At 69.3% G+C, this 19,595-nt stretch carries 13 protein-coding genes and 1 pseudogene; 8 read left to right on the forward strand and 6 right to left on the reverse strand.

What is annotated here, in order from left to right; genetic code table 11:
- A protein-coding gene (locus KS03_RS29725) for an IS5 family transposase (RefSeq protein WP_088499511.1) occupies positions 1 to 805 on the reverse strand; the annotation gives its coding sequence in 2 pieces (ribosomal slippage) (positions 1 to 472 and positions 471 to 805; 807 coding nt in all).
- An 841-nt stretch (positions 806 to 1,646) separates the two neighbouring features.
- Between KS03_RS29725 and KS03_RS07860 the strand changes: the two genes are divergently transcribed.
- Both KS03_RS07860 and KS03_RS07865 read left to right on the forward strand, forming a co-directional pair.
- A complete protein-coding gene (locus KS03_RS07860; RefSeq protein WP_127913899.1) occupies positions 1,647 to 2,360 on the forward strand; it encodes a hypothetical protein in 714 nt (237 codons plus the stop codon).
- Positions 2,361 to 2,795: 435 nt separating this feature from the next.
- Positions 2,796 to 3,821 (forward strand): LysR family transcriptional regulator, encoded by a 1,026-nt coding sequence (locus tag KS03_RS07865; RefSeq protein ID WP_015877355.1) that lies wholly within the window; start codon positions 2,796 to 2,798, stop codon positions 3,819 to 3,821.
- Positions 3,822 to 3,831: 10 nt separating this feature from the next.
- On the opposite strand, the gene KS03_RS07870 is transcribed toward KS03_RS07865, so the two are convergent.
- On the reverse strand, positions 3,832 to 4,131 hold the full coding sequence (locus tag KS03_RS07870) for a DUF4148 domain-containing protein (protein ID WP_015877354.1): 300 nt from the start codon (positions 4,129 to 4,131) through the stop codon (positions 3,832 to 3,834).
- Between the two features lie 243 nt (positions 4,132 to 4,374).
- Between KS03_RS07870 and codA the strand changes: the two genes are divergently transcribed.
- Complete coding sequence (gene codA / locus KS03_RS07875; protein ID WP_015877353.1) at positions 4,375 to 5,652, forward strand: cytosine deaminase; 1,278 nt, start codon at positions 4,375 to 4,377, stop codon at positions 5,650 to 5,652.
- Here the strand turns inward: codA and KS03_RS31140 are convergent.
- Positions 5,644 to 5,817: pseudogene (locus tag KS03_RS31140) on the reverse strand (IS5/IS1182 family transposase); the annotation flags it as partial. The gene codA and the pseudogene KS03_RS31140 sit on opposite strands and share 9 nt — an antisense overlap.
- A 404-nt stretch (positions 5,818 to 6,221) precedes the next feature.
- On the opposite strand from KS03_RS31140, the gene KS03_RS07880 reads away from it, so the two are divergent.
- Positions 6,222 to 7,544 carry a chloride channel protein gene (locus KS03_RS07880; protein WP_169511665.1) on the forward strand — a complete coding sequence of 441 codons (1,323 nt, stop codon included), beginning with the start codon at positions 6,222 to 6,224 and terminating at the stop codon, positions 7,542 to 7,544.
- Positions 7,545 to 7,581: 37 nt separating this feature from the next.
- Here KS03_RS07880 and KS03_RS07885 read toward each other — a convergent pair whose 3' ends face one another.
- Complete coding sequence (locus KS03_RS07885) at positions 7,582 to 8,424, reverse strand: M48 family metallopeptidase (protein ID WP_015877351.1); 843 nt, start codon at positions 8,422 to 8,424, stop codon at positions 7,582 to 7,584.
- A 639-nt stretch (positions 8,425 to 9,063) separates the two neighbouring features.
- On the opposite strand from KS03_RS07885, the gene KS03_RS07890 reads away from it, so the two are divergent.
- The 4 genes from KS03_RS07890 (at position 9,064) to KS03_RS07905 (ending at position 15,916) form a co-directional block, all read left to right on the forward strand.
- A complete protein-coding gene (locus KS03_RS07890) occupies positions 9,064 to 10,461 on the forward strand; it encodes a cytochrome ubiquinol oxidase subunit I (RefSeq protein ID WP_015877350.1) in 1,398 nt (465 codons plus the stop codon).
- A gap of 4 nt (positions 10,462 to 10,465) precedes the next feature.
- Positions 10,466 to 11,473 carry a cytochrome d ubiquinol oxidase subunit II gene (gene cydB, locus KS03_RS07895; RefSeq protein WP_012734033.1) on the forward strand — a complete coding sequence of 336 codons (1,008 nt, stop codon included), beginning with the start codon at positions 10,466 to 10,468 and terminating at the stop codon, positions 11,471 to 11,473.
- 627 nt (positions 11,474 to 12,100) lie between these two features.
- Entirely contained in the window at positions 12,101 to 14,614 is a 2,514-nt protein-coding gene (locus KS03_RS07900) for a glucose/quinate/shikimate family membrane-bound PQQ-dependent dehydrogenase (protein WP_012734032.1), read from the forward strand.
- Between the two features lie 264 nt (positions 14,615 to 14,878).
- Positions 14,879 to 15,916, forward strand: a complete 1,038-nt coding sequence (locus tag KS03_RS07905) for a porin (RefSeq protein ID WP_012734031.1) — start codon at positions 14,879 to 14,881, stop codon at positions 15,914 to 15,916.
- A 93-nt stretch (positions 15,917 to 16,009) separates the two neighbouring features.
- On the opposite strand, the gene KS03_RS07910 is transcribed toward KS03_RS07905, so the two are convergent.
- Together KS03_RS07910 and KS03_RS07915 are read right to left on the reverse strand one after the other, a co-directional pair.
- A complete protein-coding gene (locus tag KS03_RS07910) occupies positions 16,010 to 18,124 on the reverse strand; it encodes an HlyD family efflux transporter periplasmic adaptor subunit (RefSeq protein WP_012734030.1) in 2,115 nt (704 codons plus the stop codon).
- A gap of 16 nt (positions 18,125 to 18,140) precedes the next feature.
- Positions 18,141 to 19,595, reverse strand: coding sequence for an efflux RND transporter periplasmic adaptor subunit (locus KS03_RS07915; RefSeq protein ID WP_012734029.1), 1,455 nt, complete (start codon positions 19,593 to 19,595; stop codon positions 18,141 to 18,143).

Consider the following 19,595-nt stretch of genomic DNA (forward strand, 5'->3'; position numbering starts at 1 on the left):
CTAACACAAGTCATCCACGAATCTGGAGCAGATGACGGCGGCAGCCAGGACAAGCAGAGCGGTATGAATATCGAGGCGTCGTTCGAAGCGAATTCGAAGCTTGCCGAATCCGGCAAACCAGGCATGCGTACGCTCGACGACCCAACGATGCCTGCCCAGCCGTTCGCTGCTTTCGATACCGCGGCGTGCAATACGAGCCTTGATGCCGCGCTGTCTCGGATAACGTCGGCAACGCCCGAAGTCATACCCTTTGTCAGCGTGCAGTTTGCTCGGGCGCTTGCGTGGCGGACCGTTCAGCCCGGGTACCGCAGGAATGGCATCGAGCGTCGACTCGAATGCCATCGAATCGTGGCGGTTGGCTCCCATGATCGTGACGGCCAGAGGAATGCCGCGTGCATCTACGACGATGTGTCGCTTCGATCCGAGCTTGCCGCGGTCGGTCGGGTTGGGGCCGGTTTCCTGGCCCTCCGGGGCTGGAGACGCTGGCTCCACCGAGGCTGGCGCGTTCCCAATCGATCTGGTCGTGCTCACGCAGCCGACGCAGCATCGCCAGATGCTGCCGATGCCATACACCGGCCGCTTGCCAGTCTCGCAGACGTCGCCAACACGTCATGCCACTGCCGAAGCCCAGTTCTTGCGGGAGGTCTTCCCACGGGATGCCGGTTTGCAGCACATACAGGATGCCGTTGAGCGCAGCTCGGTCATCGACCGTGCGCCGCCGTCCGCCCTTGGGCGATGGGGTGAATTCCGGAATCAGAGGTTCCAGTGCCACCCAAAATTCATTGCTGATTTTGCGTCTTGCCATATCGCAGACGATACGATTTCTGCTACGTCATGTCTAGGTTATGTTAGCGGCTCTAAAGCCTCGCGCTACTCAAGAGCGGGGGCGGGGGGAACGTCGGCGTCACTCTACTGGACGCCGAGAAACGCAATATGGCATGACCGTGCTCGTCATGGTTCGAACTGCAAAGCATACGGAGACGTGGCTCATACGCTACTTTCAACGACAGACCGGTCGGTCCACCGTCTCGGTAAAGCTGCGAGCCACGCTTCGCCGGGGTGGCGCCTCCTTCGCGCGCGATGAACCGGGAAAATCCCAAAACGAAGAACATTGCAGGCTCCATCAACCGCATCGACACATCAATATGGATCCTCGCTTCAACGCTGCTCTTTACGACCCTGCTGCATACGCGGATTTGCAACGCAGGATGAACGAAATGCAGGTTGGACAAAGTCCTCAGCATCACAACCAATCGCCGCAGCCGGGCAGCGAACCGCCACGCGCCCGGCAGTCGCTTCCGCGGCCCGATGGAATGCCGGAAGCGCGGCGCGCGCGTCGAAGCGCCAATGCCGATGGGCGAACCAGGTACCGAGCGGATTTGCCTGCGAGTTCTCAGTCGGGCGCGGCAAGGGGGCGGCCAAGGGGCCCAGGTGAGGCTTCGTCGTCTGCACAATTCGCACCGCCATCTCCCGTGTTGACCAACAGGACTCACCGACCCCTACTCCCAACGTCGGATTTCAGAGGTTTTGAAGGCTTTTCGAATATCGTCGGCGCAATGTATGAGAAGCCCTCCGCAGCTTATGGCCTCCCTCGGGACGTAAAGTATGGTCAGCTCGCCGAACCGATGGTCCGCTGCAGCGATGGCATGGTTCGTCGCTACCCGCGCTCCGACGATGTTAGCCACAACTACATATCGCAGGTCGAGAGTGGCCTCATTTACGACGTTCCGGCCGATCGAGTGACCAATCGCATCGGCGGATTCAGCCTATCGGGAGATGGATCGCAGGTAGCGTTCGAGGTCGATGGATATCCAGTGAGTCCGATCAAGGTCGGATCGCAATTCCAGGCATACCCGCTGCCCAATGGAAAGGTGCTCGTCCCTCAGCCCGGTTTCCGCGATTGTACGAACGCTTGCGAACTCATGATGATGTTCGATCATGGGCATGTGGGGTTCCACAACGCTGACCGCTACCAGGCCGAGAATCTAGGTAGCCGGCGCGAGCTTTCCCACATCATGGCCTCGTTGCAGCGCAAGACGGGATGTACCCCTGTGCTGGTGGAACACGACATTAGCTACAAGAAAGGCACATTCGGTGCCTCCCACCCGAGCCGCAAGCAAGCGTGGCGGGATCTGGCAAAGAAGATCAACGAGATGGGACCATGCATCTTGTCAAAAGGCGGCCACGTGGTGATGCTGGACGGTATTCGGGAGGCGGGCGGCAAGTTTCATCTGACCATTCGGGAGCCTTTCCACGCAACATGTTTGGAATTCCGCGACACTGAAAAATTCTTCACTGATCAGTTCCGCACGCCTGAGCGAGTCCACCTCGAAGCTATCTTTTTAAAGCGCCCAGCGTGATCATTTGATCGTCGTTCTTCCGGAGGCCGGGCGAGTCCCCGCTCGGCCTCTTTGCTTCAGCCCATGGTGCGTCGCGCTGCTCATGGTTGGCGAGGCGATGGCGCCGGCCGGAATGATGGATCTGCTGCGCGCGCAGTTACGCGCGCGCAGCAGCCGCTCGTGATTGAGGCGGCCTCGCCCGACACGCCGAGCTACCCCGGCGCCGCGGCGGATCTACAGCGCGCGAGCACGCACCGGCCGCACCGGACCCGATCGAGTCGAGCGGCATCGCTACCGACGAGAACCTCGCGCCCGATGCGGCGCCGATTGTAGGGGCGCGGCGCGCATTCATTAACGGCCACGCGGGTAAGCCAGAATTGCCGGACAGGTAACAATCGTGCGGTTGATGCGACGGACAATGGCGTCCTTCTTTCGTACCGAAGTCGTTCCCGATCCATGGACACGTTGCAGAACATGCGGGTATTCGCCCGTGTGGTGGAAGCCGGCAGCTTCACGGCCGCCGCGCTGTCGCTGAACTCGACCACCGGCGCCACCTCGCGCGCCGTCACCGAACTCGAAGCGCGGTTGCGCACCCGGCTGCTGAACCGCTCGACGCGCCGGCTGTCGCTGACGCCTGCCGGCGAGCGCTACCTGCTGCGCTGTCGGCAGATCCTCGCCGACGTCGGCGCCGCGGAGGAAGAGGCGAGCCGCGCGCACGAGCGCCCGTCCGGCGTGTTGCGGCTGCACAGCTTCGCGAGCATCGGCCAGCATTACGTGATGCCGGCGCTGACCCGCTACCGCGAGCGGCACCACGGCGTGTCGGTCGAGCTGACGCTGTCGCAGCGCATGCCCGACCTGTTCGACGGCAGCAGCGACATGGCGGTGGTCACCGCCTCGTCGCTGCCCGACTCGGAACTCGTCTCGCATTGCCTCGGCGAAACCTTCAGCATCCTCTGCGCGTCGCCGTCCTACCTGCGCGAGCGCGGCGCGCCGTCCAGCCCGTCCGAGCTCGTCGATCACGACTGCCTGATGCTGCAGACGCCGGCCTTTGCGACCCACGACTGGCTGCTGGAGAGCCGCACCGGCCAGGTCGAGCAAATCCGCGTGCGCGGCCCGGTCCAGACCAACACCGCCGAGTCGCTGGCCATCGCGATCCGCGACGGGATCGGCATCGGCATGCTGCCGCTGTACGCCGCGATCGGACTGCTGCGCGACGGCTCGCTGATGCGCGTGCTGCCCGCCCATACGCTGCAGCGCATGCGCATCTACGCGCTGTATCCGTCGCGCCGCTTCGTCGATGCGAAAGTGCGCACCTGGGTGGCGTTCCTGCGCGCCGACCTGCCCGACCGGATCGCGCGCGACGAGGCGATGCTGGCCTCGCTCGACGCGCGGATGCGGGCCGCGCTGGCTTCGACGCGGCGCCCTGGTGTGGCCGATGCGGCCGACGAGGTTGACGAGTCCGGGGCCGCCGCCGCGCACTGATCGCCGGGGTTCACGGCGCGCGCTTGCCGGCTGCGGCACCGGCCGCGGCGTTCTGGCCGTAGGCGTTGCGCCCCGCCTCGTCGGCGGCCCGCTTCCTGGCCGCCAGCCGTTGCTCGGCCGCGAGGATGTCGTTCGGATAGGACGCGTCGTTGCCGTGCGAAGGCTGGTAGCCCACCGATTCGAGATCGACCAGATCCTGCACGACCTGCGCGCGGGTCAGGCCGTGCTTGGCAGCCTGGGCACGGGACAGGGCCGGCACGGCGATCAGCAGCGCGACGGTGGTCGAAACGACGAGCGATTTGGCATTCATGGCGTGACTCCGGGTAGTGATCGGGATCGGTGCGTGGGCAACGATCGAAGCGATGAGGGCAGTGTAGGGAGCCGACGGTGCGCAAAACATCGGCCCGGCCGGCAGGCAGCTCTGCGGATCACGCAATAGTCGGCGCGGCATGCCTGGCCTCGGGCACCGGCAATGTCGGCGGGCCCGGGGTTTGATTAGAATGAAGGTCGGCCGGCGCGTCCGGCTCCGATTGCCGTCACGACAGGAACCATCATGAAGATCGTCAACGCGACGCTGCGCCGGCGCAGCGGACTGCATACCCTCGAGATCGACGGCGCGCTCATCGCCCGCATCGATGCGCAGGCCGGGCGCGTCGCGCCGGCCTCGCCCGACGACATCGATGCCGGCGGACGGCTCGTGATCGCGCCGCTGGTCGAGCCGCACATCCATCTCGACGCCGTGCTGACCGCCGGCGACCCGGAATGGAACCGCAGCGGCACGCTGTTCGAGGGCATCGAGCGCTGGGGCCAGCGCAAGGCCACCATCACGCATGCCGACACCAAGGCGCGCGCCCACGCGGCCATCGCGATGCTGCGCGACCACGGCATCCAGCATGTGCGCACGCATGTGGACGTGACCGACCCGACGCTGGCCGCGCTGGCCGCGATGCTGGAGGTGAAGGACGAGGCGCGCGCGCTGATCGACCTGCAGATCGTGGCGTTTCCCCAGGAGGGGATCGAATCGTTCGACGGCGGCCGCGCGCTGATGGCCCGCGCCATCGAAATGGGCGCCGACGTGGTGGGCGGGATTCCGCATTTCGAGAACACGCGCGAGCAGGGCGTGAGTTCGGTGAAATTCCTGATGGATCTGGCCGAGCGGCACGGCTGCCTGGTCGACGTCCATTGCGACGAGACCGACGATCCGCATTCGCGCTTCCTGGAGGTGCTGGCCGAGGAGGCGCGCGTGCGCGGCATCGGCTCGCGCGTGACGGCCAGCCATACCACCGCGATGGGGTCCTATGACAACGCCTATTGCTCGAAGCTGTTCCGGCTGCTCAAGCGCTCGGGCATCCACTTCGTCTCGTGTCCGACCGAGAGCATCCACCTGCAGGGCCGCTTCGACACCTTTCCGAAGCGGCGCGGCGTGACGCGGGTGGGCGAACTCGATCGCGCCGGCATCAATGTCTGCTTCGGACAGGATTCGATTCAGGACCCCTGGTATCCGCTCGGCAACGGCAACCTCCTGCGCGTGCTCGATGCGGGTCTGCACATCTGCCACATGATGGGCTACGACGACCTGCAGCGCTGCCTCGACTTCGTTACCGACCACAGCGCCGCCGCGCTCTCGCTCGGCGAGCGTTACGGGCTCGCGGCGGGGCGGCCCGCGAACCTGGTGGTGCTCGACGCGAGCGGCGACTACGACGCGCTGCGCCGGCAGGTGAAACCGCTCCTGTCGGTGCGCGCCGGGCGCGTGATCCTGCGTCGCGAGCCCGAGCGAATCAGCTATCCGACGCTCGACGCCGGGCATGGATCGGCCCCGCAGTCTGCCTGAGAGGCGAGTGCGCTGACGACGGAAATCGTGAAGCCGGCAGGGCGTGCGTTCGACCACCCAACGATAGTTGCCGAGTCCGCTGCCGGGTTCGGTCCGGCGCTTGGCGATCGCTGGCCGGAGGCCGCGATCGCGCAGGGCTCGCCGACGCCGTTCGTCAGCGCCTCGCGCGGTTGCCGATGGGCCTGGTCGGCCAGCCTGTCGGCTGCGATGACCGGCGGGCCGGTTGCCTGGAGGCCCGGACATCAAGGCGTGGGGCGCCAGGAAAACGCGAGCGCGCCGCGTGCGGCCCGCCGGGCGGTGCAGGGGCGGCGTGGCGCGGAACGCGAGATCGCGTTCGGTTCATGCGAAAAATAAATGAATCAAGAAGAAAAATCCATTTGTTTCATGAGTTGGTGCTGGCTACGATGTCGTAATTGCGGCGGCTCGACCCACGCGAGACGCCTCGTGCCCGTGCCTGGGGCATCATGCGCGCCTGCCCGGCCGCCGCTCCGATTCACCGCCATGCCGCGCTCACCATGTCCTCGTCAGCCACTTCGACTGCTTCCACCGCCCCGGCATCCGCGCCGGGCCTGACCGCGCCGTTCGCGGCATCGGCGCCAGCGGCTGCCGTGCGCGACGGGGGCGCTGCCGCGGACACCGGCGCCGCCGCGATTCGTCCGCTCGTGCGTTTCGTGATCGTGACGCTGCTGACGGGCGTGGGCGCCGGGCTCGGCGGCATGCTGCTGGCGCAGTTGCTGCACGCGATCCAGCACCTCGCCTATGGCTACAGCCTGGCGCACGTGATCAGCGGCGAAACCTTTCTCGACGGCGTCTCGCATGCGGCGCCGCCGCGCCGCGTGGCGGTGCTGGCGGCCTGCGGCCTGGTGGCCGGATTCGGCTGGTGGGCCGTGTATCGCTACGGCAAGCCGCTCGTCAGCATCAAGCGTGCCGTGCAGGCCGCCGACCCGCGCATGCCGGTGGCGAGCACGCTGGCGCATGCGCTGCTGCAGATCGTGACGGTGGCGCTGGGCTCGCCGCTCGGCCGCGAGGTGGCGCCGCGCGAGATCGGCGCGCTGTGGGCCGGCTGGATCGCGCATCGCGTCGGGCTGCCGGCCGCGGACCAGCGGCTGATGGTGGCCTGCGGGGCCGGCGCGGGGCTCGCCGCGGTCTACAACGTACCGCTCGGCGGTGCCGTGTTCGTGCTCGAGGTGCTGCTCGGCACGTTCGGCTGGCGCGCCGCGGCGCCGGCGCTGGTGACGTCGTCGATCGCCGCCGTGGTGGCCTGGATCGGGCTCGGCAACGAGCACCAGTACACGCTCGCGCCGCTTGCGATCGATGCCTCGCTGGTGGTGTGGGCCGCCGTCTGCGGGCCGCTGTTCGGTCTCGCGGCCTACGGCTTCACACGCCTTACCAGCGCCGCGCGCGTGCGCGCGCCGAGGGACTGGCGGCTGCCGGTGCTGGCGGTGCTGAACTTCACCATCATCGGCGGCCTGTCGATCGCGCTGCCGGCGCTGCTCGGCAACGGCAAGGGAACGGCCTCGCTCGGCTTCGACGGCGCGCTCACGGTGGGCATGGCCGCCGTGCTGCTGGTGTTGAAGGTGGCCATCGAGTGGGGCAGCCTGCGGGCCGGCGCCGAGGGCGGACTGCTGACGCCGGGCCTGGCCAACGGCGCGCTGCTGGCGATCGTGCTCGGCGGCGCGTGGCAGTTGGTCTGGCCGGGGGCGGCGCCCGGCGCGTTCGCCGTCGTCGGCGCGGCGGCGTTCCTCGCCGCGTCGATGCAGATGCCGCTGACGGCGATCGTGCTGATCGCCGAGTTCACGCGCATCGGCCACGACTTCCTGATCCCGATGCTGCTCGCGGTGGGCGGATCGATCGCCGCATACCGGCTGGTATCGCGGCGCGCGAGCCGCTGAGCGCCCGGGCGCCGGGCGCCGGGCGCGGCGGCAGCCGTCAGGCCAGGCTGCCGGTCGGCAGTTGCGGCTCGCGCGCCTCGGCCGCGCCGGCGTGCGTCGTGCCGCGGTGGATCGCGGCGACGCGGCGCGTCAGGCGCGGGTGGGAGCGGTTGATCTCGGTGAGGAAGCCGAAGATCGGCGGCACCTGCTGCTCCTGGGCCACGAAGGCCTCGCAGTTCATCGAGCCGTTCAGGCGGCGGCATCCGCAGCCCAGCATCTGCAGCGCGCCGCGCGAGGCGGCCGCGTCCTTCGCCAGGTAGGCGCCGATGCTGTCGCACGTGTATTCGCGCGAGCGGGAATAGGCCTTGCCGAGGAAGGGGACGAGATGGGCGGGCAGCCGGAGCGCGTTGAGCCACGGATTCAGGTGGCCCGCCGCGTGATGGCCGAGCTCGTGGCCGATCACGAAGCGCACCTGCGCGTCGTTGTTGGCTTCCACCAGCGCGGCGGTCAGGAACACGTAGCGGCCGCCGAACAGCCGCCGCGCGAACGCGTTGAACACGCCGTTCGCGTTGTGGATGAAGGTTCGCGGCGGCTCGCTCAGACCGATTTCCCGCGACGCCTCCACCACCATCGCATGCAGCGCCGGAAACTGGCTCGGGCCGACCAGCACCATATTGCCGAACGCCGTCGCCCGATAGGCGCCGCCCGCCAGCCAGCGCCCGACCGCTAGCACCATCGCGTAGCCTGCGTAGAGCCGGATCACGTGCCCGAACTTCGGCTGATACCAGTGCGAGCGGAGCCATTGAGCGATCGCGATCCACAACAGGACGCCGATCACGATCATCGCCCATTGATACGGTTTTTCGCGCTTGTTGCGAAACGGATGGATGGAAGCCGACATGGAATTTCCCCGATGGATAAATGCTTGTTGGATGATGGGTGCTGCGTGGCGCGCTCGAAGCCGGCCCTGCCGCTTGCGCCGATGCGCGGCAGGGCCTGGAAGGTGGAAGGATCAGGTGGGCGTGCCGAACGAGGCCGGGACCGGTATGTGCGTCAGCGCGGCGGCATGCCTCGGCATGGGCGATGCGGGCGGCGTCTGGTCCGTGGCAAGAAGGCCGGGCGCGCGGCCTTGGCGGGCGGCGGCGGGCGCTGGGTTCGACGCGGCGCTTCGCGGCAAGGGGTGGGGGTTCGTCGAACTATGGCTCATTGCTTTGCGATGGCGACGGCCATGCGCCCCGGTCGTATCGAATCTAGCATTACAGCGTAACCGAGGTAGGCGGGCAAGCGTTCCGGCAGAGTGCAAGCGGCCTGAAAGCGGCGCGTGACGCGCGCATGACATCAGCGTAGCGTCACTGCGCTGCCGGCAGCCGATGCGATGCGCGGCGCGACCTCGAACCGGGCCAGCGCCGCGCGCTTTGCCTGTCAGCAGAAAGAAGGATTGTCCAGGCGTGCCGGCGTGATCGCCGCGGCAGCCGCTGGCGGGCCGGATCGATGCGTGGGCAACGATCGCCGCCGCGCGCGAATCCCCGATGGAGGCGGTATGGAAATCTTCGACGCATTGCATCTGGCGCGCCTGCAGTTCGCGTTCACGGTGTCGTTTCACATCGTGTTCCCCGCGATCAGCATCGGCATGGCCAGTTTTCTGGCGGTGCTCGAGGGCATGTGGCTGAGGACGGGCGATGCGTCGTACAAGGACATGTTCCTGTTCTGGTCGAAGATCTTCGCGGTCGGCTTCGGCATGGGGGTGATCTCGGGCGTGGTGATGGCCTACGAGATCGGCACCAACTGGGGCGGCTTCTCGCGCATCGCGGGCAGCGTCACCGGCCCGCTGCTGACCTACGAAGTGCTGACGGCCTTCTTTCTGGAGGCCGGCTTTCTCGGCGTGATGCTGTTCGGCTGGCAGCGCGTGAGCGCGCGCGCGCATTATTTCGCCACGCTGATGGTGGCGCTCGGCACGCTGATCTCGACCTTCTGGATCCTCGCCTCGAACAGCTTCATGCAGACGCCGCAGGGCTTCGGCATCGAGGACGGCCGGATCGTGCCGGTGGACTGGTGGAAGATCGTTTTCAACCCGTCGTTTCCGTATCGGCTGCTGCACATGACCACGGCCGCGTTCATCGTCGCGGGCTTCCTCGTGGCGGCCTGCGGCGCATGGCACCTGCTGAAGGGGCGGCGCGATGCGGCCGTCAAGCGCAGCTTCTCGATGGCGCTGTGGCTGCTGCTGCCGCTGGTGCCGATCCAGATCGCGATCGGCGACGCGCACGGCCTGAACACGCGCGAATACCAGCCGGCCAAGATCGCGGCGATCGAGGGCGTGTGGGAAACCGAGCCGGGCGGCACCGCGCTGAACCTGGTCGGGCTGCCCGACATGCAGGCCGAGCTCACGCGCTACGCGATCCGCGTGCCGCATCTGGGCAGCCTGATCCTCACCCACAGCTGGAACGGCGAGATCCGCGGCCTGAAGACCTTCCCGCCCGAGGACAGGCCCTACTCGCCGATCCTGTTCTGGACCTTCCGCGTGATGGCGGGGCTCGGCTTCCTGATGCTGTTCGCGGTGCTGCTCGGCTGGTGGCTGCGGCGCGGCGGCCGGCTCTACGAGTCGCGCGTGTTCCAGCGCTTCATGCTGTGGATGGGGCCGTCGGGCATCGTGGCGCTGCTGGCCGGCTGGATCACCACCGAGGTGGGGCGCCAGCCGTGGACCGTCTACGGCGTGCTGCGCACCGAGCAGTCGGTATCGCCGCTCACCGGCCAGCAGGTCGGCGTCACGCTGCTGCTGTTCGTGATCGTCTACTTTCTCGTCTTCGGCACCGGCGTCTACTACATGCTGAAGCTGATGAAAAAAGGCCCCTCGGCCGGCCACGACGCGTCGCAGGCCGCCCATCCCGCGCTGCATGCCCGGGCGCTGTCGCGCCCGCTCGATTCGATCGACGGAGAGTGACACGATGGTTCTCGACCTTGCCGTGCTGTGGGCGCTGATCGTCGGGCTCGGCGTATTCCTCTACGTGATGCTCGACGGCTTCGATCTCGGCATCGGCCTGCTGTTTCCGTTCTTCGACGCCGAGCGCGAGCGCCAGGTGATGCTCAACACGGTCGCGCCGGTGTGGGACGGCAACGAGACGTTCCTGGTGCTGGGCGGCGCGGTGCTGTACGGCGCGTTCCCGGTGGCCTACGCCACGCTGCTGCCGGCCAACTACCTGCCGCTGATCCTGATGGTGATCGGGCTGATTTTCCGCGGCGCCGCGTTCGAGCTGCGTGCCAAGGCGGTGCGCACGCAGAACCTGTGGGATCTCGCGTTCATCGGCGGCTCGACGCTCGCCACCTTCTGCCAGGGCGTCGTGCTCGGCTCGCTGCTGCAGGGCACGAGGATCGTCGACGGCAGCTTCGCCGGCGATCCGTTCGGCTGGCTCTCGCCGTTCAGCGTGTTCTGCGGCTTCTGCCTGCTGATCACCTACGCCACGCTCGGCTGCGGCTGGATCATCTGGAAGACCGACGGCGCGCTGCAGGCGAAGGCCTATTTCCTGATGAAGCCGCTCTGTTTGCTGCTGCTCGGCGCGATCTTCCTGGTCAGCGCCTGGACCGTGATCGGGCTGCCGGCCGTGGCCGACCGCTGGTTCGGCGGCGGCCGCCTGCTGATGTTCTCGCCGGTGCCGATCCTGGTGCTCGCCTGTGCGGCGGGCATCGTGCGCGCGGTGCACCGGCGCCGCGACACGCATCCGTTCGTGCTCACGCTGGCGATCCTGTTCCTCGGCTACACGGGCCTCGTGATCAGCATCTGGCCGAATCTCGTGCCGCCTTCGCTGAGCATCTGGCAGGCGTCCTCGCCGGCCAAGAGCCAGTGGTTCATCCTGGTCGGCACGGTGATCGTGCTGCCGGTCATCCTCGTCTACAACTTCATGCAGTACCGCGTGTTCCGCGGCAAGGTGCGCGAGGGCGACGCCGGCTATCACTGAGCGGCGGCGCGCCCGTGCGCTCACGCAAGCGGCCCGCCGCCGCGGCGAGGCTGCCTGCCGGCGCCGGATTTGCCGCCGCGCGAACGTGCAGGCTCGTGCAAAAGGCGATATATTTGCGACCCTGTTGAAAGGAGCCGAAAGTTTCAGCGTCCGTCACGCCGAGACGGCCGGCATGCCGCGGCGCCGCAGCCGACCTGCATGCCCAGCGTTCAGACGGTGAGACGGGCGTGACAGGCAGGCAAGCCGGGTGGGCGTTCCGGATGTTTGCTCGGGGGGCGCGTGTCATGGCGCCTGTCGTGCCGCCTCGCCGCGCGCGGGAGGCGAGGGCCGCTGTCGGGCACGCGCGGCCGCGCATCGCCTTGCCGCGCTCGGCGCCGGCGAAGTCGCCCGGCGCCTCGCAGGCCGCGCGGCCCGGTCCCCGTTCCCCCCTTGCGTTCGCGCCCGCGCGGGCGCGTGCCGCCGCCGGCATTGCGCGTAGCGGCCGCGGCGGCCGCCATGGGCGCGCGTCATGCACCGGCCATTGCGTGGCTCGCGGCTTCGTGGCCGATATAAAAAAATGATGGAGGATGACCTGCGCGCCTCGGTTGCGCAGTTTTGTGGATTAACCATCTTAAAAAGGTTGGGATCATGTCAAGACAATCCTCGTCGCTCGGTGTCGTCCGCGGGCTGACGCTGCTGTTCGCCGTGCTTGCCGGGCTGTACCTGCTGGTCGGCGGCGTCTGGCTCGCCGCGATCGGCGGCTCGGCATACTACGTGGTAGCCGGCCTCGTGCTGCTGGTATTCGCCTGGCTGATCCGAGGCCGCCGCGCCATCGCGCTCTCGGTCTATGCGCTGCTGCTGGTGGGCACGGCGATCTGGGCGGTGGGCGAATCCGGCTTCGACTTCTGGGCGCTCGCGCCGCGCTCGGGCGTGCTGGTGGTGTTCGGCGTCTGGCTGCTGCTGCTCGTCACGCGCAAGCTCGACGGCGCGCGCGCCGCGAACGGCTGGGCCCTGGCCGCCTCGCTGGTGGTCTGGGCGGGCGTGCTGGGGTACGCGAACTTCAACGATCCGCAGGAGCTGAACGGCACGCTCGCGGCCGCCGCGCCCGCGAAAACCTCGCCCGTGCCCGGCATCGCCGACGCCGACTGGCCCGCCTACGGCCGCACCCAGGACGGCACCCGCTATTCGCCGCTCAAGCAGATCACGCCCGATAACGTGAAGAACCTGCAGGTGGCGTGGACCTTCCGCACCGGCGACATGAAAGGCCCCAACGACCCGGGCGAGATCACGGCCGAGGTCACGCCGATCAAGGTCGGCAATCTGCTCTACCTCTGCTCGCCGCACCAGATCCTGTTCGCGCTCGACGCGACTACCGGCAAGCTCGCCTGGAAGTTCGACCCGCGCCTGAAGAACGACCCGTCGTTCCAGCACGTGACCTGCCGCGGCGTGTCGTATCACGACCTGTCGGCGGGGGGGCAGGCGGCTGCCGCGCCGCCGGCCGCCCCGGCCATGACGGCCGCCGCCGCGCCCGCTTCGGGCACGGCGGTTGCTGGCGACGCCAGCGCGGCCGATGCCGCGGCCAGCGCGCCGGCCGCTCCGGCCCCGGCCGCGACCACCGCGCAAGCCTCGCCGGCCGCCTGCACGCGCCGCATCTATCTGCCCGTCAACGACGGCCACCTCTATGCGCTCGACGCGCTGACGGGCCAGCGCTGCGCCGATTTCGGCAACAACGGCGATCTCGACCTGCAGCACGCCCAGCCGGTGACCACGCCGGGCATGTACGAGCCGACCTCGCCGCCCGTCGTCACGAACAGCGTGATCGTGGTCGCCGGCGCGGTCGAGGACAATTTCTCGACGCGCGAACCGTCCGGCGTGATCCGCGGCTTCGACGTGCGCACCGGCAAGCTGGTCTGGGCGTTCGATCCGGGCGCGAAGGATCCCAACCACATTCCCGGCCCGGGCCAGCACTACACCTGGAACTCGCCGAACTCGTGGGCACCGTCGGCCTACGATGCCAAGCTCGACATCGTCTATCTGCCGATGGGCGTGACCACCCCCGACATCTGGGGCGGCAACCGCACGCCGGAGCAGGAGCGCTACGCGAGCGGCGTGCTCGCGCTGCATGCGTCCACCGGCAAGCTGGCCTGGTTCTACCAGACCTCGCATCACGATCTCTGGGACATGGACCAGCCGGCGCAGCCCACGCTCGCCGACATCACCGACAAGAACGGCAAGACGGTGCCCGTGGTGTACGCGCCGGCCAAGACCGGCAACATCTTCGTGCTGGACCGCCGTACCGGCACGCCGGTGGTGCCGGCCCCCGAGCTGCCGGTGCCGCAGGGCCCCGCCAAGGGTGACCGGCTCTCGCCGACCCAGCCGTTCTCCGATCTCACCTTCCGTCCGAAGCAGAAGCTCACCGACGCGGACATGTGGGGCGCGACGATGTTCGACCAGCTCGTGTGCCGCGTGATGTTCCATCAGCTGCGCTACGAAGGCACCTTCACGCCGCCGTCGGAGCAGGGCACGCTGGTGTTTCCGGGCAACCTCGGGATGTTCGAGTGGGGCGGCATCGCCGTCGACACCGACCGCCAGATCGCGATCGCCAACCCGATCGCGCTGCCGTTCGTCTCGCGCCTGATCCCGCGCGGCCCGGGCAACCCGATGGAGCCGGAGCCGGGCGCCAAGGGCAGCGGCACCGAATCGGGCATCCAGCCGCAATACGGCGTGCCCTACGGCGTGACGCTGAACCCGTTCCTCTCGCCGCTCGGCCTGCCTTGCAAGCAGCCGGCCTGGGGCTATGTGTCGGCGATCGACCTGAAGACCAACCAGATCGTCTGGAAGCGCCGCATCGGCACGGTGCGCGACAGCTCGCCGGTGCCGCTGCCGTTCCGGATGGGCATGCCGATGCTGGGCGGCCCGGCCACCACCGCGGGCGGCGTGTTCTTCATCGGCGCGACCGCGGACAACTACATCCGCGCCTACGACACCGACAACGGCAAGCTGCTGTGGCAGCAGCGCCTGCCGGCCGGCGGCCAGGCCACGCCGATGACTTACGAGGCCAACGGCCGCCAGTACGTGGTGATCTCCGCGGGCGGCCACGGCTCGTTCGGCACCAAGCTCGGCGACTACATCATCGCCTACGCGCTGCCCGACACGAAGTAAGCCGGCCGCGAGGCCGCGATCGGCCATGGCGGGGTACGGTGCGGCGGATGCGCGCCGTGCCTGGCCGGTGCCGCCCATGCCGGTGCGAACGGCCTGCCGTCGCACCGGCTTTTTACTGTGAGTTTGTCTTTGCCGTTCGTTTCGGCCCGACAGGCGCGCGCGATGCCGGTGCCCGCATGGGCGCGCGGTGCGCCGGCCGCCGCGGGCCGCCGGAGCCGTTCATCGATGCTTGCCGATTTCGTTGCAAACACAACTTCCCCGCCGATGGCCGCGTCGCGCACCGGCCGGCGCGCGGCCGCCGCATCGGCGTGGCTCGCGCTCGGGCTGCATGCGGGCGCCTGCGCCGCGCAGGGCTCGGTCACGCTGTACGGCCTGCTCGACACCAGTGTGGAGGTGACCAACCCGGGCTCGGGCTGGGTGCCGCGGCTCGACTCGGGCGCCTATCGCGGCTCGCGCATCGGCGTGCGCGGCAGCGAGCCGATCGGCGGCGGGCTGCGCGTGCTGTTCGCGCTTGAGAGCGGCTTCGGCTCCAACGACGGCATGCTTTCCACGGCCGGCACGCTGTTCAACCGGCAGGCCTGGGTCGGGCTGGGCGCGCCGTGGGGCGAGCTGCGCGTGGGCCGCCAGTATTCGCCGATCTACATCCCGTTCAAAGGCCAGATCGACGCGTTCGGCGCGGGCACGATCGCCTCGGGCCTCGACAATCTGTCGAAGATCACGCCTTACGATAGCAATGCGGTCAGCTACCTGTCGCCCGATTTCCACGGCTTCACCACCACGCTGATGGTGTCGCTGCGCGATCCGTCGGGCGGCGGCGCGAACGGACTGGGCGGCAGCATCGCCACCGTCGCGTACCGGCACGGGCCGCTGCGAATCGCGTTCGCCCATCAGCAGACCAACGGCGCCGGGGCGCTGCGTGCGAATCTCGGCGGCGTGTCCTGGGCGCTCGGGCGGCTCACGGCGTTCGTCTCGATGTTCAACGGCGACGGCGGCACGCCGCGCTATCACGACGACGGCATGGCCGTGTCGATGCGCTACGCGATGAGCTCGCGGCTCGGTGCCTCGCTCGGCTATACCTTCCTGCGCGACTGCTCGGGCGGCGGCAACGACGCGGACCAGTTCAGCGCCGCGGCCGAATACGATCTCTCGCCGCGCGTGCTGCTCTATGCGAGCGCCGGCTGGCTGCGCAATCGCGGCGCTGCCAGCTTCACGCTGCGCGGCGTGAACGTGACGGGGCTCACGCCCGCGTATCCGGGCGCGACCGTGAAGGGCGTGCAACTGGGGATGATCGAGCGGTTCTGAGCGTGGCCCGGCCCGCGCCCGGCGGCGCGGCCGCCCGCGGCCCCGGAGCTCGCGGCCGCGCCGGCGGCAAGGCCAGCGGGCGCCGCCGCGCCCTCAAAACCCCGCTTCGCGCTGCAGCACCGCCGCCACGAACCGAATGCCCTGGCCGAGGTAGCTCTCGCGCCCCGCGCCGAGCTGCACCGTACCCGGCACCTCGCGCCCCAGTCCGTCGCCGCCGCTGCATTCACCGAAACGCACCTGCCAGGTGGCGGCGAGCGGCACCAGCTGATGCGTCCTCGCGTCCTGCTCGGCCGGGATCGGGCCGCCGTAGGTGCTGGCCACCGACGGCGCGTCGAGCGTGGCCAGGTTGACCTTGTCGATCGCGTCGATCCGGCAGCGGCGCGCCGCGAGTTCGGGCAGGCTCGCCACGAAGCTGGCCGACTGCCCGGCCTTCAGGCGTGCCACGTCGTTCTCGCCCACGTAGGCGTCGCCCTTCACGGCGCCGGGCGCGATCAGGTCGTAGATCCGTTCGCCGCGCGGCAGCCAGGTGCCGGGCGCCTGCGCGTCGTCGTTGGCCTGCACGGTGCCGTCGAATGGCGCGCGGATCGTCAGCTGCGCGATCTGCGCCTGCAGCCCGGCCACGGTCTGGCGCGCCGAGGCCCAGCGATGCGAGAGCGCGGTGCCCTGCTTTTGCAGCCGCTCGTCGAACGGCTGCTGGTCCACTTCCCAATGCAGCATCGCCTCGTCGGCGCTGGCGGCGGCCAGCTTCGCGTCGAGTTCGGGCGACACCAGCACGGCGAGCGTGTCGCCGGCGCGCACCCGCTGGCCGTCGCGCGCCGGCGTCGGGGTGGCGGCGAGATAGCCGGGCGCGACGGTGTAGAGGCCCTGCGCGCGTTGCGGCGCGAGCACGGCCGGTGCGCTCACGCCGGCATGCCACGGCAGCACCAGCAAGCCCAGCAGCGCGGCGCCGAGCAGCGCGCTGCGGCGTGTCTCGCGGCACCAGCGCAGCGCATCGCGGCGCCGCCAGGTGAGCGTCGCCTCGCGCCAGACCGGGCGCACGATGAACCAGCCGAACTCGACGCAGAACAGCAGCATGCCGAGCAGCTTGAAGAACGCGTGATAGACCACCAGCGCGATCGACATGAACACCACCAGCCGGTAGAGCCAGGTGGCGAACGAGAACGCGATCAGGAAGCGCCGCCGCGAGGCGCGGCACGGCTCGGGCTGCGGGTCGCCGAAGCCGAACAGCCACTCGCGCAGCCACCAGCGGCCGAGCGCGAACGCGCGGTCGTGCAGGTTCGGCATGTCGAGCCAGTCCGACAGCAGGAAATAGCCGTCGAAGCGCATGAACGGGCTGGCGTTGATGGCGAGCGTGGCCACCCAGGTGGTGGTGGCGAGCATGAACGCGCCGCCGCGCAGCGGCCCGTCGGGCAGCAGGCTCCAGGCCAGCGTCGCGAACGCGGCCAGCGCGATCTCGCTCAACATGCCGGCCGCGCCGATCCAGAGCCGGTCGCGCCGCGCCGGCACCTTCCAGGCCTCGGTGGTGTCGGTGTAGAGCACCGGCAGCATCACCAGCAGCGCCACCCCCATGGTGGGCACGCGGCAGCCGTGGCGCTGCGCCGTGTAGGCGTGCGCGAACTCGTGCAGGATCTTCGCGAAGCCGAGCGCGATGCCCACGCCGACCAGGCCGCGCCAGTCGGCGTAGCCGTGGAAGGTGTGAACGAACTCGTCCCAGTGGCGCGAGGCGAGGATCAGCCCGATCAGCGCGACGGCGGCCACCACGATCCACGACACCGGCCGGAACGCGAAGCGCACGTAGCGTTCGGTGGCGCGCAGCAGCGGCATCGGATGCCAGAGCGGAATCCGGATCATCAGGTAATGCTTGAGCAGCCACATCGCGTGCGAGGTGCGCTGCGCGGCGTCGTGCTGTTCGAGCCGCGCGGTGTCGGCGGCGCTCGCGGATACCAGCAGGTTCTGCTGGCGCAGCATGCGCGCGAGCGCCTCGAGCTCGTCGAGCGTCACGTGCAGCGTGGTTTCGCGATTGACGGCCTCGACGATCGCCTGCGCGTCGTCGAGCGGCCAGCGCGAGAGCATCTCGAAGGCCGGCCAGCCGATCTGGAAGAAACGGTTGGCGGCGGGGTCGTGCAGCATCCAGGTCGGTGCGCCGTCGGGCGTGGCCGCGCCGGGCGAGAGCGTCAGCTCCTGGCGAAGTTGCGGAAGTCTTGGCATGGCGGCAAGCGTGGCGTCACCAGCCGAGCCATTGACGCGCGAGCGTCAGCGGGCGGCGCAGCACGTAATAGATCGCCGGCACCCACGGGCCGCGGATGCGCGCGGTGCCCATCGCGCCGAGCGGCGCCTGCCGGGCTCCCGGGTCGCCGGCGTCGAAGCTGGCGCGCACCCGGTAGGCGAGCACGCCCTCGGGGGTGGGCTCGGCACGCCAGGCGATCGAATCGATGCGCGCGTCGTAGCTGGTGAGCGGCGAGCTCTTCGGATAGAGCGTGAGCGCCGTGCCGGGCTGCACGTCGATGTTGTCGGCCACCGGCAGCCAGGCGGTCACCTCGACGTGGGCCGGGTCGGCCAGCACCAGGATCTTCTCGCCGACGGCCACCGCCTTGCCGGTCCATTCGTTCGGATCGCTGAACACGGCCACCCCCGAGCGCGCGGCATTCACGCTCACGCGCGCGAGCTGGCGCGCCGTGTAGTCGAGCTCGACGCGGCTCTGGTCGAGCTTGCCGCGCCGCTCGGCCATGTCCAGGCGCGTGCGGTCGTCGGTGACGGCGAGCTGCTCGGTCTGGCGGAATTCCTCCTGCGCGGTGTCGTAGTCCTTGCGGGCCACCGCGTAGCGCGACTGCAGCGTGGTGGCGTCGAGGCCGAGCAGCGGCGTGCCGGCCTGCACCACCTGGTTCGGCTTCACGTAGAGCCGGTCGATCACGCCGTCGAGCGGCGAGCGCACCACGAACGGGTCTTTCGGCGTGACCTCGGCCGGCGCGAGCACGGTCAGCCGTATCGGGATCACGCAGGCCACGGCCACCCCGATCAGCACGCGGCGCTGCTGGCGGCCGGGCCTCAGCACGGCGCGCGCGCGTTCGAGCCAGCTCGCGCGCGGCGAGAACGCCTCGAACGCATGCGCCCAGACCTGGCCGAGCTCGGTCAAGAGCGCGGTGTCGGTGGCGCTCCAGGCGGTGTCGCGCGCGAACACGACGCCGCCCACCGGGCGGCCGGCGCGGTCGGTCAAGGGTAGCCACGCGCCGTGCGCGGGCCACCAGGCCTCCCATTCGGCGGCCACGTGGGGCGCTTCGGCCTCGAGGTCGGCGGCGGTGAAGGTCTGCACCTTCGGCCGCGCCGGCAGCACCGGTGCGCCGTGGCCTTCCACGTGGGCCGCCGCGTCCTTCGGCGGCGTGCCGCGCAGGCCTTGCGCGAGCGCCTTGCAGAGCGCGGCGAGCCACTGCACGTAGGGGGCGTTGGGGTCGCTCTGCGGCAGGCCGGAGACGGCCGCGACGTGGCCCGGCGTGTCGCCGCGCCACCAGGCAGCCTGCCGGTAGGGCACCAGCGCGAGCGTCTCGTTGACGATCGTGAAGCCGAGCGTGGCCTCGCTCGCGGCGGCCCGCGCACGCGTCGAGAGCTGCCAGAGCACCGCGAGCTGCTGGCCGTCGATGCGGACCTGCTGCGCCGCGTCGTCGGCCCGTTGCGTTTGCGTCAT

This window comes from Burkholderia glumae LMG 2196 = ATCC 33617, from assembly GCF_000960995.1.
Classification (GTDB): Bacteria; Pseudomonadota; Gammaproteobacteria; order Burkholderiales; family Burkholderiaceae; genus Burkholderia; species Burkholderia glumae.